The organism is Mesorhizobium sp. M0514, from assembly GCF_040321145.1.
Classification (GTDB): domain Bacteria; phylum Pseudomonadota; class Alphaproteobacteria; order Rhizobiales; family Rhizobiaceae; genus Mesorhizobium.
The window spans coordinates 1-15,786 of sequence record NZ_JAMYQZ010000117.1; the positions used below are offsets into that span (position 1 = coordinate 1).

The window sequence follows — 15,786 nt, forward strand, 5'->3', positions numbered from 1 at the left end:
CCCATGGACCAACGGCCAGGTCGAACGCATGAACCGCACGATCAAGGATGCGACCGTCAAACGCTTCTACTACCAGAGCCATGACCAACTGCGCCAGCATCTCGCCGATTTCGTCTTAGCCTATAATTTCGGCCGTCGACTGAAGACCCTCTGGACAAAAGAGCCCGAACGATTCAGGCTCGATCCAACCCATCAAACCTGGGACTAAACATCTAGACGCCGAAGGAACTCGCCGACGGCCTCATGTCCAAGTGATGTGGGAAGGGAGCAGAACCAAAGGGACTCTGCTCCGCGTCCCCGCCTTTTCCGCAGCTATGAAACCTTCACCGAACGGATCCGTACTGAGGAGGAGGCCGTCCTTGACTTGCCCGACGCCGGCAACCTTCTCAGCCGCAACGATCGCTGCCTTCCGCTGACGCTCGTCGACAATCGCCCCCTTCAGTTCGACAAGGCCGTCGCTGACCCTCACATCGATCAAGTCACCACCGCTCCAGGTTTGTGACTGCAGTTCGGCAAGGATAGCCTTGCGGATCAGGTCGTCATCGGGTGGCGTGGTTCCCTGTTTCGGCATGGCGCGGATCAGGACAAGCAGCAAATCAGTTCGCGTGATGATGCCGATGACCCTGTCCCGATCGACAATCGGAAGATTGTTGATGCGATGTTGCATCATCAGGTCGACAATATCTGCAATCGAGGCGCCAGGAGGCGCCGAGATGACGGGTGTGGTCATCACCTGATGGATGATCCGTCCGTTCGAGCGCGCATAGTCATTGGCGACTGTGCCCGGGCCAAGATCAAACTCCAGCCAGCGCGGACGCACACGCTGGGTCCCAAGTTCTTCTCGGCGCAAGAAGTCGCTTTTGCTTACAATACCAATCAGGGTGCCGTCGCTGTCTGCTACCGGCAGGCAGCTGACCTTGTTTGAAAGCATGAGCTCGACCGCTTGCGCGATCGTCGCGTTCGCATCCGTCGTGATGACTGGCTTTGTCATTATGGATTCGGCTTGCATCCTCACCCTCCTGATCTTTCGTCGGACGACGATAGGACATCCCGACCCGCGGCGCGTTGATCTGAGTCACTTGGAACGAGGAGGATTCTCCGCGCCGTCGTCGCGGTCGATTAGAATGCGCTCCGCAGCGCCATCGAGATCATCGTACTGGCCGCTTCTCAACGCCCACAGGAAGCCGGACAGGCCGAGTGCGCCAAGGAACAACGCCACCGGAATGAGATAGGCGAGCGTCGTCATGAAAATCGGGCCAAGGCGCCGGCCCGCGCGGGCCTGCCCTGCCGCGCTGTTTCGGACGACACACCCGTTGCGAAGCCTTGCAGACGCATTGCGTTTCCAATCACGAGCAATGACGAGGCAGACATCGCGACCGCCGCGATGAGAGGCGTAACATGGCCCAGAATGGCGATCGGCACGGCCACAGCATTGTAAACGATAGCAATTGTTATGTTCTGTCGGATCAGGCTTCCCGCCTTGCGCGACACGTCCAGCGCCAGCGGGATCGCCAAGAGGCTTTCGCGCAGAAAAACGAAGTCGGCTGCATTGCGGCCAATGTCGGCCGCCGTGGCGGGTGCGATCGAGACATCCGCGGCGCTCAGCGCCGGTGTGTCGTTGAGCCCGTCGCCAACCATCAGAACCTTGTGCCCGTCTCTCGCCAGACTCTCGATGCGTTCAACCTTGCCGGACGGTAGGAGGCAGGGAACGAAGTCATCGACACCAAGCTCGTCCGCAACCTCGGAGCAGGCTTTCGCGGTATCGCCTGACAGCATTTCCACGCACATACCAGCGTTGCGCAGTTGATCGATCGCTGCCCTGGTGTCGAGGCGTAGCGCATCTTCGAAAACGAAGGATGCGACAATCATGCCGTTTTTCGTCAGCACTGTTCCGCCGTAGCCATGTTTGCCTTCGCCGCCGGTTCGCGCCTTCCAGCCAGCCCATCCGCGTCGACCCAGCCGCCAGGTGATACCGGCGGCGGTGGCTTCGATCCCGAAACCCGGGTGCTCGGTCACCGCATCGAATTTGTGCTGGCTGCTGCTGACGGCAAAGCCGGCAATGGCCTTTGAATATGGATGACGCGAATGCGCGGCCAAGTCGGCAGCGATTGCCAGCATGGCGGGATCGATCGACGACGTGTTGACGAGCCTGGGCTGGCCAAGCGTGAGCGTGCCGGTCTTGTCGAACACGGCTGTATCGATCGTTGCCAGGCGCTCCATGGCCGAGCCGTCCTTGACCATGATGCCGTTTTCGAACAGGCGCCGCGCTGCGACCACCTGAACGATTGGGACGGCGAGGCCAAGCGCGCAGGGGCATGTGATGATGAGAACAGCGATTGCGATCGTCATCGCCCGATGCCAGTCGCCGGTCGCCGCCATCCAGCCCAGGAAGGTTGCCAAGGCGGTGAGATGAACCACGGGCGCGTAGAGTGCCGACACGCGGTCGGCGATACGGCGATAGCGGGCGCGACCACCTTCGGCGGCCTCCATCAGCCGAACCATTTCCGCCAGGAACGAATCCTTCGCGGCGGCTGTGGCCTCTATCGTCAGCGGACCGGTAAGGTTGAGGACGCCGGCCTGCACGGTGTCTTCCGGCGCCACGCAACTGGGCGTGCTCTCGCCGGAGACCAGGGAGCAGTCGACGTCCGATGTCCCGCGCACAATTTTGCCATCGACGGGGATTCTTTCGCCGGCGGCGATCAGCAACAGCATGCCCGGTTCGATCTCGCCCACCGGCAGATAGTCCCGAGCGCCATCGCCGCGCAGCACCATGGCACCGCGTGCGGCCAATTGTGACAGGCTCTTCACAGCGGTGCGGGCGCGTTCCCGCATCACGTGATCGAGCGTGCGACCGATCAGGAGAAAGAACAGCAGGGATACCGATGCGTCGAAATAGGCGTGGTCGCCATGGGTGATCGTCTCATAGAGGCTCATGGCGTAGGCCAGCGACACGCCGACGGCTATCGGCACGTCCATGTTCATGTGGCCGTGGTGCAGCGCATTCCACGCCGACTTGAAGAAGATCCCGCCGGCGAAGGCCAGCGCAGGAATGGCGATCAGAGCCGAGACCCAGTGGAACAGGTCGCGGGTGGCGCCCTCGGCGCCGGACCAGACCGACACCGAGAGCAGCATGATGTTGCCCGCAGCAAAGCCGGCAACAGCGACGGCGCGGATAAGCTCCGAAAGCATCTTGTCCTTTGCATCAATCTCGGCTTCGAACAAATGCGCCTGATAGCCGAGCCGGCCGAGCACAGCGACCAAAGGTGGAGCCTCGTCGCCGCGCCAGCGGACCGAGACCCGCTTGGTTGACAGGTTCACGCGAGCTGCCTCGACGTGACCGAGTTTTCCCAAGGCCGTCTCGATCGTCTGGATGCAGGCGCCGCAATGAACGGTCGGCACCGAAAGGTCGGTCTGATGAAGGTCGTCGCCAAGCGATCGGCTGGCCAGCCTGACCTCCTGGCTGGACGGCAGAACTGAAGTGGCGCTGACAAGATCCAGCGCGACTTCCGCGCCCGGTGCACAGCAGCTCATTTTAGCGCTCCATTGGAAATCATGACCCTGCGCACGTCGCGATAAGGTCTTGCCAGGCCGGCATCGGCGTCTATTTCGATGATCCAGACACCATCCCTTGGCACGTGTTGTGCTGCAAACTCCTGGCCAGAGACCAGGGCGAGCGTGACGGACTCATCCTCTTTCTCGTAAGCCGGATGGCGAAACAGCACCTTCACGCCATGCAGGGAAACCGGTTTGCCCGCGGCGTCGATGATGCAATAGCGGACTTCGCCCCATGCGATGGTCAACTGGCCGGTCCAGCCAAGCGCTGCCTGCGCACGGCCTTCCTCGGCCTTCTTGTTGAATTGTTGGCTCGCCACATAGGTATTTTCGACGACAAGGCCGGTCCAGCTTGTGTTGGCAAGCGTCGCCATCGTCAGATTGACCGCGATGACCACGCCGAAAAAGGCAAGGATGGTGGCCAACATGTGCCTGCCGGTGAATTCGCGGGGTCTTCGCGTGGTGGCGGTCATCTGGCGATCTCCGGCGCATTGAAGGTGGCGGTGTATTCGTTGGACTCGAAGCTGACCTTGTCTTCGACGCGGAATGTGAAGGTCTGCGCCTGGCGATTAATCTGATCGGCGGGCAGGCGCACGAAAACCTTCAGCATCTTCAGCCGGTCGGGTTCGACCTGGACCGCAAAGGAGCGATCGGCGGGGAGGTCGATGCCAACGATGCTCATCTCTGCGCCTGGCAAACCCCCGAGGGTGACGATAATCGTTCTCGGTTCGGGGATCATGTTCAGCAGCTTGACGGTATAGCCATTGCGGATCGAGCCGTCGGAGAGCGTCACGAATTGCGGGTTGCGGTCGTGCAGGACATTGATCTCGAGCCGGTCGCGGGTCAGCAGCGAAAAGAGCAGGCCCAGGCCGATCATCGACCACATAGCCATGTAAACGTAAGTGCGCGGCCGAAAGATCTTGCGGATGTGGAAATGCGCCACCCTGTCCGAAAACAGGCCGTCATCCGTCCTGACCAGTGATGGATCGACCGAGCTGGCGCCGCCTGCGGTGGCCAGCATCATGTTGGCGTTGTAGTCGGAGAGCGTCGCGTAGGAGATCAGTCCTCGCGCTTTGCCGAGCTTGTCCATGACGCCGTCACAGGCATCGATGCAGAGCGCGCAGGTGATGCATTCGAGTTGCTGACCGTCGCGTATGTCGATCCCCATCGGACAGACGGCGACACAGGCATTGCAGTCGACGCAATCGCCGACGGGATGCCCTGCGGCAAGAACCTTCTTGGCGTGACGCGTGCGCGGTTCGCCGCGCCAGTCATTGTAGGTGACGGTGAGCGAGCTCTCGTCGAGCATGGCTGCCTGGATGCGCGGCCATGGGCACATATAGGTGCAGACCTGTTCGCGCATCAGCCCGCCAAACGTGTAGGTCGTCGCCGTCAGGACCGCGACGGTGATGTAGGCGACAGGCGCTGCCGTGCCGGTGAAGAGTTCGCCGAGCAGCGTCGGCGCATCGGCGAAATAGAAGATCCATGCGCCACCAGTCGCTGCGGCTATGACCAGCCAGATGACGTGTTTCGATGCCCGCAGCACAAGCTTACGAGTGGTCCAAGGACCGGCATCGAGCTTGATGCGTGCGTTGCGGTCGCCCTCGATCGCGCGCTCGACGACCAGGAACAGATCGACCCATACGGTCTGTGGGCATGTGTAGCCACACCAGGCACGGCCAACAGTCGATGTGATCAGGAAAAGACCGACGCCGGCCATGACCAGAAGGCCGGCGACATAGTAGAATTCCTGGGGCCATATCTCGATGAAGAAGAAATAGAAGCGCCGGTTGGCGACATCGAGCAGCACCGCCTGGTCGGGGGCAAACGGACCGCGGTCCCAGCGCAGCCACGGCGTCAGATAGTAGATGCCCAGCGTGATCGCCATCACGATCCATTTGAATCGGCGAAAGCTGCCCGAGGCCCGCTTCGGGAAGATCTTCCTGCGCGCGGCATACATTGGCTGGCGCACCTTGGCGGAGTTGAACGTCGTGGGTTCGATCCGTTCTATTTGCGTGTTATCGAGCACGAGAAGCTCCAGTCACCAGCGACGATTTCGCCGGAAGCCGACTCATCGGTTCTGGATGATGCCGAGGCCCGGCTTGCGCCGGGCCTCGTCGCTTGGCGGGAGGGGGAGGACGAGAATAGGCTGCTTTCCTATTCTCCGCCGCCAAGCGAATGGATGTAGACCGCCAGTTCCTTGACCTTGATCTCGCCGAGGCGCGCGCCCCAAGCCGGCATCACGCCGTGTTTCGGTGCGGTTACCTGGGCGGCGATGGCCGCTTCGCCTGACCCGTACAGCCAGATGGCGTCGGTCAGATCTGGAGCGCCGAGTTCCTTGTTGCCTTTTGCATTGTCGCCATGACAGGCCACGCAGTTTTCGGCAAAGACCTTTGCGCCCGGCGCGACCAATGCTTGATTGACGACGGCCCCCGACAGACTGGCGACGTAGGCGCTGACCTGTTTGATCTGGTCGGCGGTGATGATGTCGGCAAAGGCGGGCATTTCCGACAGGCGCGTATCCGGATCGGAGGCGAAGCGAATGCCATGGGTGATCGTCTGCTGGATCTGGTCCGCCTTGCCGCCCCACAGCCAGTCGTCGTCGTTGAGGTTGGGGAAGCCCTTGGAGCCCTGGGCGCCGGAACCATGGCACTGCACGCAATTGAGCTTGAACGCGGCACCGCCGGCGGCGACGGCGAGTTCGCGCAGCGTGTCGTCCGCCGCGATCTCCGAAACACTTTTCGCTTCTATCGCGGCGACATATTTGCCCTTGGCTGCTTCAGCCGCGGACAACTCGTTCCCGACATCGCTGCGGCTGGAATAGCCGAGCACACCCTTGGTTGCCGTGTGCAGCAGAGGCCATGCCGGATAGGCGATCGTGTACCCGATCGCCCAGACTATGGTGATGTAGAACGTCCAGATCCACCAGCGCGGAAGCGGGTTGTTGAGCTCCCGGATGCCGTCCCACTCATGACCGGTGGTTGAGATGCCGGAAACCTCGTCGATGTGATCGCTGCTCATGATCAGTCCTCCTTCAGAGGAATTTGAGCTGCTTCGCCGGCTTGCCTGCGGCTTCCGGGACGAACTGCAAAGGCAACAGATCCGATGAAGAAAAGAGCCATGGCAAGTAGGCCCCAGCTGTCGGCAAACTCCCGCATGAAATTGTACGTCATGGCCATTGTCCTCAGCGGTAGCCGGCGGTCTCATCGTAGTTCTTGAAATCGACCAGCGTGCCCAGCATCTGGAGATAAGAAACCAGCGCGTCCATTTCGGTGACTTGCTGCGGGTTGCCGTCGAAGTCGCCGATCTTGGCCTTGGGGTAGCGGGCCTCGAGGCCGGATGTGTCGGCGTTGGGATCAGCCTGCGCCATCAAATCGGCATTGGCGTTGGCGATCATGTCGTCGGAGTAAGGGACGCCGACGCGCCTGTTGGCGACCAGATGCGTCGAGAAGTCCTTCACCGCGATCGGCTTGTCCTTCAGGAAGGCATAGCTCGGCATGATCGATTCCGGCACCACGGACCGTGGATCTGTCAGGTGATCCACGTGCCACAGGTTGGAATACCGGTCGCCAACGCGGGCGAGATCCGGTCCGGTGCGCTTCGATCCCCACTGGAAGGGGTGGTCGTATATCGACTCGGCCGCCAGGCTGTAGTGGCCGTAGCGCTCGACCTCGTCACGGAACGGCCTGATCATCTGGCTGTGGCAGAGGTAGCAGCCCTCGCGGACATAGATGTTTCGCCCGGCAAGTTCGAGCGGCGAGTAGGGGCGCATGCCTTCCACCTTCTCGATCGTATTATCGAGATAGAAGAGCGGCGCGATCTCGACGATGCCGCCGATTGTCACGACCAGCAGCGACCCGAGGAGGAGAAGTGTAGCGTTCTTCTCGATGACCGCGTGTCTGTTCATCAACCTCATTTTCTGTCTCATCATCGCGCAAGCTGGAGGGCGGGGGTGGAGCGCGGCATCGGATCCTGCGCGCGCCGGTAGCCGAGGATGGTCATGGCGATGTTCCAGGCCATGATCAGGGTGCCGGAGAGGTACATGGCCCCACCGATGGCGCGCATGATGTAATAAGGGTGCATAGCGGCCACGGTTTCGGCGAAGGAGTAGACCAGGAAGCCCTGCTCGTCGTATTCGCGCCACATCAGGCCCTGCATGACGCCGGACACCCACATCACCGCGGCGTAGACGACGATGCCGAGCGTCGCCAGCCAGAAATGCCAGGTGACGAGCCTGAGCGAATAGAGGCGTTCACGGTTCCAGAGTCTCGGCACCATGAAGTAGATTGCGCCAAACGAGATCATGCCGACCCAGCCGAGCGCGCCGGAGTGAACGTGGCCAATGGTCCAGTCGGTATAATGCGACAGAGAATTGACCGTCTTGATCGACATCATCGGGCCTTCGAAGGTCGACATGCCGTAGAAGGCGATGGCCATCACCATCATGCGGATGATGGGATCGGTGCGCAGCTTGTCCCAGGCGCCCGACAGCGTCATCAGGCCGTTGATCATGCCGCCCCATGACGGCATCCACAGCATGATCGAGAACACCATGCCAAGCGTCTGCGCCCAATCGGGCAGGGCGGTGTAGTGCAGGTGATGCGGCCCGGCCCAGATGTAGAGGAAGATGATTGCCCAGAAATGGACGATCGACAGGCGGTAGGAATAGACTGGCCGGTTGGCCTGCTTGGGCACGAAATAGTACATCATGCCGAGGAAGCCGGCGGTGAGGAAGAACCCGACGGCATTGTGGCCGTACCACCACTGCGTCAGGGCGTCCTGGACTCCGGAAAATGCGGAATAGCTCTTGGAGCCGAGAAAGGAGGCCGGCATCGGCAGGTTGTTGATCACATGCAGCATCGCGATGGTCACGATGAAGGAAAGATAGAACCAGTTGGCGACGTAGATGTGCGGTTCCTTGCGCTTCAGGATGGTGCCCAGAAACAGGATCAGGTAGCCGACCCAGACGATGGTCAGCCAGATGTCGACATACCATTCGGGTTCCGCATATTCGCGGCTCTCGGTGATGCCGAGCAGATAACCTGTCGCGGCCATGACGATGAAGAGCTGGTAGCCCCAGAACACGAACCAGGCGAGATCGCCACCGAACAGCCGAGCGCGGCATGTGCGTTGGACGACATAGAGAGACGTGCAAAGCAACGCATTGCCGCCGAAGGCGAAGACGACGCCCGAGGTGTGCAGAGGCCGCAAGCGGCCGAAGTTGAACCAGGGCTGGATGTTGAGATCGGGATAGGCAAGCTGCAGCGCGATGACCACCCCGACCACCATGCCAACCACACCCCAGAACATGGTAGCGATGGCGCCGTAGCGGATTGGCCCGTCCATGTAAGCGGACGGGTCGATCGGAGCGGCAGGCTTGAACTCAGTGTTACGCAGTAGGATCGCAGTGAAGCCAGCCAAGGCGAAGAACAAGACCCACATATGCTGGCGAAAGGGTTCATCCACCCCAGCGCCAGCCGCCACCAAAGCCGCGAATGCGAACAGGCTTAGAAGCACGATTTCTTTGCCGAATTTCATCGCAAGCCCCGATTTCCAATTCCGGCGGATGCCAAACCGCGGTGCCTTATTGCGCAGCCGTCGCCTGCTCGCCCTGATCCATGTCAGAGCCGCACCATTTTGCTCGAGCAGCATCGAGTTCGGTGCGATCAGACTGCGACGATCGAATGTGGAAGCGCACCACCGGCCGCCCGTTTATGGATGGGGCCTGGCGTCCCCGGTCGGGCCCCGGGTGCGGAGGCGACCGCGGGCGTGTGGGGGAGCGCACCTTCTGCGACGCTGGAAAGCAGGTCGACGCCTTACCGAACCCCGCGTTCAATGCCTTGGAACAGCCAGCGCCAGCGTTACGCTGCCGTCGTGACATTCATGGCTTGGGGAGACGGCGATTTTCCCCTGCGGATGAGGCGTATTGACTTCGGCCAAGTGTGGATGCTTCGCCGACGAGCCGAAAGGCAACTGGCGCATACGATCGGATGGAGAACGGGCTGTCGCTACGCGACTTCTTCTGAGCCCAACGCGAGCATGCCCTGCCCCGAATGAAGTAAGTGACGGGGGCCATGCAGCTTCTGCGTCATTCAAACGGCTGTAGCGCCTCGGCCGCCGCAGCGCCGTTCCAGCCGGCTCATGCTGTCCACGGTGACGCGGCGGTTGTTCTCGATCCGAATCACGCCGTCCATTCTCAGGCTGGTCAGCTGACGGCTCACGGTCTCGTTTGTGATTCCAAGGAAATCAGAAATGTCGGCACGCGTCATCGGCAGCTCGAAGCACGTCGAGCTAGCCGTCGGGTCAACATTGGAGTCGATGTTCCGGGCAATCATGAGGAGAAAGCTCGCCACCTTCTCTGGTGCGGTCTTGCGCCCCAGAGTCACCATCCATTCGCGTGCCTCGTCAAGTTCGTTCAGCGCCTGCTTGAGCAGGCGATGCACAAATTCGGGTGACTGCTTCATCATCCGTTCGATGGCCGCTCTGGGAAACGAGCATAGCGAGACAGCTGTTGCCGCTTCCGCATTAATCGCACTTTTCATCTTGAAGGGCCGACCCAGAAAATCCGGGGCGAACTGCAGGCCGACAATCTGTTGGCGTCCATCTGACAGGCTCTTCGTGAGCTTCACCACGCCTGAAAGCACGTTCGAATAACAGTCGACCGCCTCGGCGTCGCCGATCAGTTCGACCCCCGGCTCGATATTGTGCCGCGACGACGTCTTGGCGAGCTGAGCCAAATGGTCTGGCTCTAGCGCGCCACAGACACCGCGGCGCCGTGCCTCGCAAGACAGGCAAAGAACGGGGATGCCGGAACTGTGAATATCCTGCCGTAATGTCATTCGATCGCTCTACCGCTCCGTGCGGGCAGGATAGCATCCACGGTAGAAAAATCCTTGCGGCAGTTTGTCCGTGCTGAAGGTTGATCGAAATCAGGGCTTAGGCTCATCCAAGCATCCACAGTTCGGGCGAGGCAAACACGGTGGACCACGACATGCGACAAAAGCTAGTTGCCAGATTTGGCGAGAACGTCCCGCGCTACACGAGCTACCCGACCGCGCCGCATTTCAATGCAAGCGTTGACGCTACCGTTTGTCGTGGCTGGCTACAGCGGCTCGATGAGGGCGACGAAATCTCGCTCTATCTGCACATCCCATACTGCGACAAGCTTTGCTGGTTTTGTGCCTGCCATACCAAGCAGACACGCCATTACGAACCGGTGACGATCTATCTCCGCTCACTGCATGCCGAGATCGCTACCGTCGCCGGTCTTGTTGGAGGCAAAGGTCGTGTGCGTGCCGTCCATTTCGGCGGTGGTTCGCCGACCATGCTCAAGCCCGAAGATATGGTGGCGCTGGGAACCGCCCTGCGCAACAGCTTCGGCTTTCTTCCCGGCGCCACGATCAGCGTTGAAATCGAACCCAACGATATGGACGATGCCCGCCTCGATGCGCTTGCCGAAATCGGCATGACCCGTGCGAGCCTCGGCGTTCAGGATTTCGATCCGAAGGTGCAAAAGGCGATCAACCGCGAGCAGAGCTTCCTGCAGACCAAGACGGTCGTCGACGGCGTTCGTTCGCGCGGCGTCGAATCCGTCAATCTGGACCTGCTCTATGGTCTGCCGCACCAGACCAGGGAAAGCGTCGCTTCTACGGTCACGCAGGCACTGACCCTGGAACCGGATCGGATCGCACTGTTTGGCTACGCGCATGTACCGTGGTTCAAGAAACATCAGACGATGATCGACGAGGCCTGGTTGCCGGGTCCCGCGGAGCGCTTTGCCCAGTCGCAACTGGCTGCACAGGCGATTGTAGACAATGGATACGAGGCAATCGGGCTCGACCATTTCGCCAAACCAGGCGATGCGCTGGCGATTGCGGCACACACCGGGACTTTGCACCGGAACTTTCAGGGCTACACGGACGATTGCTGCGAAATCTTGATCGGGCTCGGCCCGTCATCCATTAGCCAGTTTCGGCAAGGCTATGCGCAGAACATGCCTTCAACTAGCGAATATAGACGCATGGTTGATGACGGCGGGCTGGCCGCTGTTCGGGGTATCGCACTTTCCAACGACGACCGCGTTCGCGGCTGGATCATCGAACGTTTGATGTGCGACTTCGCCTTCTCGGCCATCGATCTGGTGGAACGCTTCGGCGAGGCCGGCCAGAGGCTCCTCCTTCAGTCAAGTTGCATGGCCCTCCACGATCCGGTTCGATTGCTTGAACTTGATGGCGACAGATTCGTTGTGCCGGCTGAAAGTCGCCCTTTCGTCCGAAGCATCGCGGCCAGGTTCGACAAATATTTCGAAGCTGGAACGGCCAGGCACTCGGCGGCAGTCTGAGCACTCAGAGGAACGGTCATGCCTCTCAGTCGATCATGGACCGCGGTACGTTTGTTGATCGGCGACCGTCTATCGAGACAAGATTCTGAGCGGACCAGACGCGTCTTGGCGCAGCGACGATATCGTCCGCTCGAGCCCTGCCTGTCGGAATCATGGTTGTCGGCGACAGCTCCCTTCGACCTGAACCACCCGTTCACCCGAATTCTGCCGGCGCAGTTCCAGTGGAAAGGGCCTGGGCTAGACGGCTCTCTTGTTACCCCAGAGCACAACGTGCAGCTGCGGCAGCACGCGGGCCTCGAACCATCTGTCGCGGGTCACGCTGTCAACCAGCCACTCCATGCGCTTCAATATTCCGTCAAGGTCGACAGGCGCGTCATCATTTGTGGGGTGTGGCGGCGTGTGATTGCCGGGCTGCAGATAGATCGGAAGTTGCGGAAATTGCGCAGCGGCGTCTTTCGCGTAGGTGTAGTCCCTTTCGTCGAAAACAATGAGCTTGAGCACGACTTGGGGCTTGCCTTGTGCCGCCTGGAGGCACGCCTCGACAGCGGCCCAATCTGTCGTCATTCGGCTTGACGGCGGCTTTGGGCTGAGGATCAGCACGTCAAGCTGCGCAAACCAGTGCCTGGCAAGCGACCCTTGGGTTTCCAGCGCAAAACGGTAACCGTCACCATGGCCCCGGTCGATGAGCGCGCCGAGCGGCTGGATGGCCGGATTGCCGCCTGATAGCGACACCATCACCGGGCGGCCACCGGAAAGGGCAAGCACATTTTTCCACACCGCCCCAACGGACATCATCTCCCATTCATGCCGGAATTGATTGTCCACAGCATGGAGGCTGTCGCACCAGGAACAGCGATAGTCACACCCGCCGGTTCTGACGAAGATCGTCGGCAAACCTATGAGCACGCCCTCGCCCTGGATCGTCGGCCCGAAAATCTCGCTAACGCGGATTGCGGGATGAGTATTCGTCATGGCCGGTATTCCGCCCAGGTTTTCGGCGTTTCGCTCACCCGCACGGCCGCGGTTTCGCTCAGGCGTGCCTTGCACCAGTCGTAGAAATGTCTGGCCAGATATTCCGCCGTGACTTGCTCGTGTCCCAGCACGTCGTTGAGATGCCGGTGGTCGAAGCTCTCGTCGATGTAGCGTTTGAATGGCGCCAAGTCGTGGTAGTCGCGCACGAAGCCGTGATCGTCCAGTCCATCCGCTGAAAGCTCCACTTCGACGATGTAGTTATGTCCGTGCAGGCGCGCGCATTGGTGATCGGGTGGCAATGAGGTGAGCTGATGCGAGGCTGAGAAGTGGAATTCCTTGGTGATGCGGAACATTACGCGGTGGTCCTTCGCAGCGCTCCGAGCCAGAAGTCGGAGTCCTCATACTCGGTTGGGTCCGGGTGCCCAGCGATGTGAAACGCCTCACGCCGCTCGACGCAGGTCCCGCACCTCCCGCAATGACGCTCGGCGCCCTTGTAACAGGACCAGGTCTGCGCAAACGGCGTGCCGTATGTGGCTCCATCCATAACAATGTCCGCCTTCGTCAGGTTCACATAGGGTGCATAAAGGCGAATCTGCGCGTAGCCGTCGAGCGCGTGGTCCTGCATCATCTGGAAAGCGTCGATGAAGGCCGGACGGCAATCGGGATAGACAACGTGATCCCCACCATGCACGGCCGTCGCCACTGCGTCAGCGTCTTGCGCTGCGGCGAGGCCGAAGGCAATGGCCAACATGATGGCGTTCCGGTTGGGCACCACCGTTATCTTCATCGTGTCTTCCGCATAGTGCCCGTCGGGCACGTCCACATTGTCGGTCAGCGCGGAGCCGGAAAGGTCGCCGCCGATCTCGTGGATATCGATGATTCGCTGCGGGACACTCAGGCGCTCCGCGCAAAGGGTGGCGAAGCCCAATTCCTTCCTATGCCGTTGGCCGTAATCGAACGATAGCAGGCCGGTCAGCTGGTGCTCCGCTGCCACCTTGTGGGCAAGAGTAACGGAATCCAATCCGCCGGAGCAGACGACGAGAGTCTTCATCGTTGGGTCCTTGTTTTAACCGGGTAGGCTGCGACCGGAGATTTCTCTGCGCTCCAGTACTTCAGGAAAACCATTTTGTGAAGTGAACGGAGACCAATTCGTGCGCTTGCGTGCGATGCGCAAAAAGCCATCGCGGTGAGCTGCAAGGACACTGACTGGCGAGACGTCACCCTTCAGCGGAATGCTCAAAGTCGAACGCTTCTCGGGGACAAAGTTCTCGACGAGCAGAGCCTGTCGGTCCCGAGCGCCGAGCGACGCCATTGCAACGGTTTCGGAGTACAAAGCCGAGATGGGCTTGCCGCAAACAGCTCACTTACCAGGGATGTTCAGCGATGCCGAAATCCAGATATCGGGGTGGATTATGAGATCAATTGTCGCGACAGCTTTGGCTGGCCTGCTCCTCGCGCTTCGTAGATGCAGCGCATTCCACGTCAGGATCATTTTGATGAGCACGCCCTCAACGGATAACCGGCGAACCCTGAATAACCGGTCGTGAGCCGACATCTGTGAACAAGCGGTGTGGTCGATTGCAATCACCCATGTCTTGGGCACAGGTACCTTATGGCAGTGGATGAACTGAACTTGATGGTTTTACAGATGGCAGTCGAAAGCGTCCGCTCGCTCTCGTTGAGCTTCGCTGAAAAAGCCGCCGAGATAGCCACCAGGAGCCGCGGCAGCCTGCTTTTCAACGTGCGGATCGACGGTGACGCGCAGGTCCAGCGGGTCGCAGCCATCCGATATCACGGCGGCCAATTCGGCGTGCTGGCGTTAGACGGACACGGCCTAGTTACCCACTATTGCATCGTTAACGGTATGTTCTCACATTACATTGCGGCATTGGAGAGCTGGCACAGGATGCCCCTGTCGATGCAGGCCAAGATGGATGCCAACGGCAATGCCCGTCTCTTCGTAGCGGCGTTGCGGGATGCCGGACATATGCTGGGCACCTAGCATTTGGCCAGAGTGCATCTCTGAATTTGCAAGTGCATCACTGCGATGGCGCCGGCATGATCGTCATGCTCGAAAAGGGCTGCGGCGGCCGCGGCAAAGGGGTCGCCGCGATGATGGTGTCAACGGCGTTGCATCGATGCGAGCGTTTAGAACAGAGGTCTCCTCCTGGCATCGAGCGTATGCAAGGAGCTACGCAAGCGCAAATGTATCAAGTATTTTGAAGGGACGACCCCTCATGCATACTTAGCTGCGATGCTCGGGCGGCATAAGCCTCGTTGCCATCTAGCCGCCTTGATGCACGGCGATAAGCTTTTGACGGCCTGAAGCGACGCTGTGGTCGCCGTTGCGGTGCTTTTCCACGCGCCTCGTCAGGCGCCGGGATTGCTCCGGCGTGATGGCAGGCGGGGGACGAAGCGGATATCGCCACCGTGGGCGCCGACCTCGACCCGCGCGATGATGCGCTCGACGCGGCTCCAACTAGCGGCGCCGTCAACGAACTTCTTGAACCTGCGGACCTTGCCTGTCTTGGCCGACGCTTCGAAGCGCGCGGTCGTGCTGGCCTCCAGATCCGCGACATGTTTGTGCAGGGTCGTGGTGGGCGCGAGGCCAAAGATGAAGTCGACGTCGTTGGCGCGGCACCAGTCGATGACCTGCGGGTTGCAATAAGGGCTATCGCCGCGGAGCAGGATTCGAATGTTCGGCCAGTTGATCTGGATCGCCCGCACCAGACGGCGCAGGTGGGGGCGGATCTCAGCCCCACTCGGCCGCTTGGCCGGTCGCAGGATCGCGCTGACGAACCGTCCCGCACCATCGAACACGACGATCGGCTGGAAGCCGTACTCGTCATGGTGGGCATTGAACAGGCGAAGCTGTTGGCCTCCGTGCACAGCGTCGAAGGTGTCGTCAATGTCGAGTACGA

The 15,786-nt window shown here is 60.5% G+C and carries 18 protein-coding genes and 1 pseudogene; 4 read left to right on the plus strand and 15 right to left on the minus strand.

Going from position 1 to position 15,786, the window contains the following annotated elements:
- Window positions 1-208: integrase core domain-containing protein (locus tag NKI61_RS29610; RefSeq protein WP_352842012.1), on the plus strand; the 208-nt coding region annotated here is incomplete at its 5' end.
- 33 nt (window positions 209-241) lie between these two features.
- Here the strand turns inward: NKI61_RS29610 and NKI61_RS29615 are convergent.
- The 10 genes from NKI61_RS29615 to NKI61_RS29660 form a co-directional block, all read right to left on the minus strand.
- The gene (locus tag NKI61_RS29615) at window positions 242-1,009 is read right to left on the minus strand and encodes a CBS domain-containing protein (RefSeq protein WP_023740425.1); all 768 of its coding nucleotides are present in this window, start codon (window positions 1,007-1,009) and stop codon (window positions 242-244) included.
- Window positions 1,010-1,075: 66 nt separating this feature from the next.
- Complete coding sequence (ccoS, locus tag NKI61_RS29620; RefSeq protein WP_023697810.1) at window positions 1,076-1,246, minus strand: cbb3-type cytochrome oxidase assembly protein CcoS; 171 nt, start codon at window positions 1,244-1,246, stop codon at window positions 1,076-1,078.
- Complete coding sequence (locus NKI61_RS29625; protein ID WP_352842013.1) at window positions 1,243-3,531, minus strand: cation-translocating P-type ATPase; 2,289 nt, start codon at window positions 3,529-3,531, stop codon at window positions 1,243-1,245. The genes ccoS and NKI61_RS29625 overlap by 4 nt, the downstream gene beginning before the upstream one ends.
- On the minus strand, window positions 3,528-4,025 hold the full coding sequence (locus NKI61_RS29630) for a FixH family protein (protein ID WP_023740423.1): 498 nt from the start codon (window positions 4,023-4,025) through the stop codon (window positions 3,528-3,530). The genes NKI61_RS29625 and NKI61_RS29630 overlap by 4 nt, the downstream gene beginning before the upstream one ends.
- Window positions 4,022-5,581, minus strand: a complete 1,560-nt coding sequence (ccoG, locus tag NKI61_RS29635) for a cytochrome c oxidase accessory protein CcoG (RefSeq protein WP_352842014.1) — start codon at window positions 5,579-5,581, stop codon at window positions 4,022-4,024. The genes NKI61_RS29630 and ccoG overlap by 4 nt, the downstream gene beginning before the upstream one ends.
- A 128-nt stretch (window positions 5,582-5,709) precedes the next feature.
- Complete coding sequence (ccoP, locus tag NKI61_RS29640) at window positions 5,710-6,573, minus strand: cytochrome-c oxidase, cbb3-type subunit III (RefSeq protein WP_352842015.1); 864 nt, start codon at window positions 6,571-6,573, stop codon at window positions 5,710-5,712.
- A gap of 2 nt (window positions 6,574-6,575) precedes the next feature.
- The gene (locus NKI61_RS29645) at window positions 6,576-6,725 is read right to left on the minus strand and encodes a CcoQ/FixQ family Cbb3-type cytochrome c oxidase assembly chaperone (RefSeq protein ID WP_023690689.1); all 150 of its coding nucleotides are present in this window, start codon (window positions 6,723-6,725) and stop codon (window positions 6,576-6,578) included.
- 11 nt (window positions 6,726-6,736) lie between these two features.
- The gene (ccoO, locus tag NKI61_RS29650; RefSeq protein ID WP_023716338.1) at window positions 6,737-7,468 is read right to left on the minus strand and encodes a cytochrome-c oxidase, cbb3-type subunit II; all 732 of its coding nucleotides are present in this window, start codon (window positions 7,466-7,468) and stop codon (window positions 6,737-6,739) included.
- Window positions 7,469-7,479: 11 nt separating this feature from the next.
- Window positions 7,480-9,090, minus strand: coding sequence for a cytochrome-c oxidase, cbb3-type subunit I (gene ccoN / locus NKI61_RS29655; protein ID WP_352842016.1), 1,611 nt, complete (start codon window positions 9,088-9,090; stop codon window positions 7,480-7,482).
- 554 nt (window positions 9,091-9,644) lie between these two features.
- The gene (locus tag NKI61_RS29660; RefSeq protein WP_023708062.1) at window positions 9,645-10,391 is read right to left on the minus strand and encodes a Crp/Fnr family transcriptional regulator; all 747 of its coding nucleotides are present in this window, start codon (window positions 10,389-10,391) and stop codon (window positions 9,645-9,647) included.
- 152 nt (window positions 10,392-10,543) lie between these two features.
- Between NKI61_RS29660 and hemN the strand changes: the two genes are divergently transcribed.
- The gene (gene hemN / locus NKI61_RS29665) at window positions 10,544-11,893 is read left to right on the plus strand and encodes an oxygen-independent coproporphyrinogen III oxidase (protein WP_352842017.1); all 1,350 of its coding nucleotides are present in this window, start codon (window positions 10,544-10,546) and stop codon (window positions 11,891-11,893) included.
- 237 nt (window positions 11,894-12,130) lie between these two features.
- Here the strand turns inward: hemN and queE are convergent, their stop codons facing one another.
- From queE to NKI61_RS29685, 4 genes are read right to left on the minus strand one after another with little or no spacing between them, the layout of a single operon-like run.
- Window positions 12,131-12,865 carry a 7-carboxy-7-deazaguanine synthase QueE gene (gene queE, locus NKI61_RS29670; RefSeq protein ID WP_352842018.1) on the minus strand — a complete coding sequence of 245 codons (735 nt, stop codon included), beginning with the start codon at window positions 12,863-12,865 and terminating at the stop codon, window positions 12,131-12,133.
- Window positions 12,862-13,218: a 6-carboxytetrahydropterin synthase QueD gene (gene queD, locus NKI61_RS29675; protein ID WP_023673552.1), complete on the minus strand. Its 357-nt coding sequence runs from the start codon at window positions 13,216-13,218 to the stop codon at window positions 12,862-12,864. The genes queE and queD overlap by 4 nt, the downstream gene beginning before the upstream one ends.
- Window positions 13,218-13,916 (minus strand): 7-cyano-7-deazaguanine synthase QueC, encoded by a 699-nt coding sequence (gene queC, locus NKI61_RS29680; RefSeq protein ID WP_023708066.1) that lies wholly within the window; start codon window positions 13,914-13,916, stop codon window positions 13,218-13,220. The genes queD and queC overlap by 1 nt, the downstream gene beginning before the upstream one ends.
- Window positions 13,917-13,931: 15 nt before the next feature.
- Window positions 13,932-14,177 (minus strand): hypothetical protein, encoded by a 246-nt coding sequence (locus NKI61_RS29685; RefSeq protein WP_156936445.1) that lies wholly within the window; start codon window positions 14,175-14,177, stop codon window positions 13,932-13,934.
- 300 nt (window positions 14,178-14,477) lie between these two features.
- Here NKI61_RS29685 and NKI61_RS29690 point away from each other — a divergent pair, with 300 nt between their 5' ends.
- Both NKI61_RS29690 and NKI61_RS29695 read left to right on the plus strand, forming a co-directional pair.
- Window positions 14,478-14,867, plus strand: a complete 390-nt coding sequence (locus NKI61_RS29690; RefSeq protein WP_023673549.1) for a hypothetical protein — start codon at window positions 14,478-14,480, stop codon at window positions 14,865-14,867.
- Between the two features lie 56 nt (window positions 14,868-14,923).
- Window positions 14,924-15,088, plus strand: coding sequence for a hypothetical protein (locus NKI61_RS29695; RefSeq protein WP_023746489.1), 165 nt, complete (start codon window positions 14,924-14,926; stop codon window positions 15,086-15,088).
- A gap of 186 nt (window positions 15,089-15,274) precedes the next feature.
- Here the strand turns inward: NKI61_RS29695 and NKI61_RS29700 are convergent.
- A pseudogene (locus NKI61_RS29700) lies at window positions 15,275-15,786 on the minus strand (transposase); the annotation flags it as partial.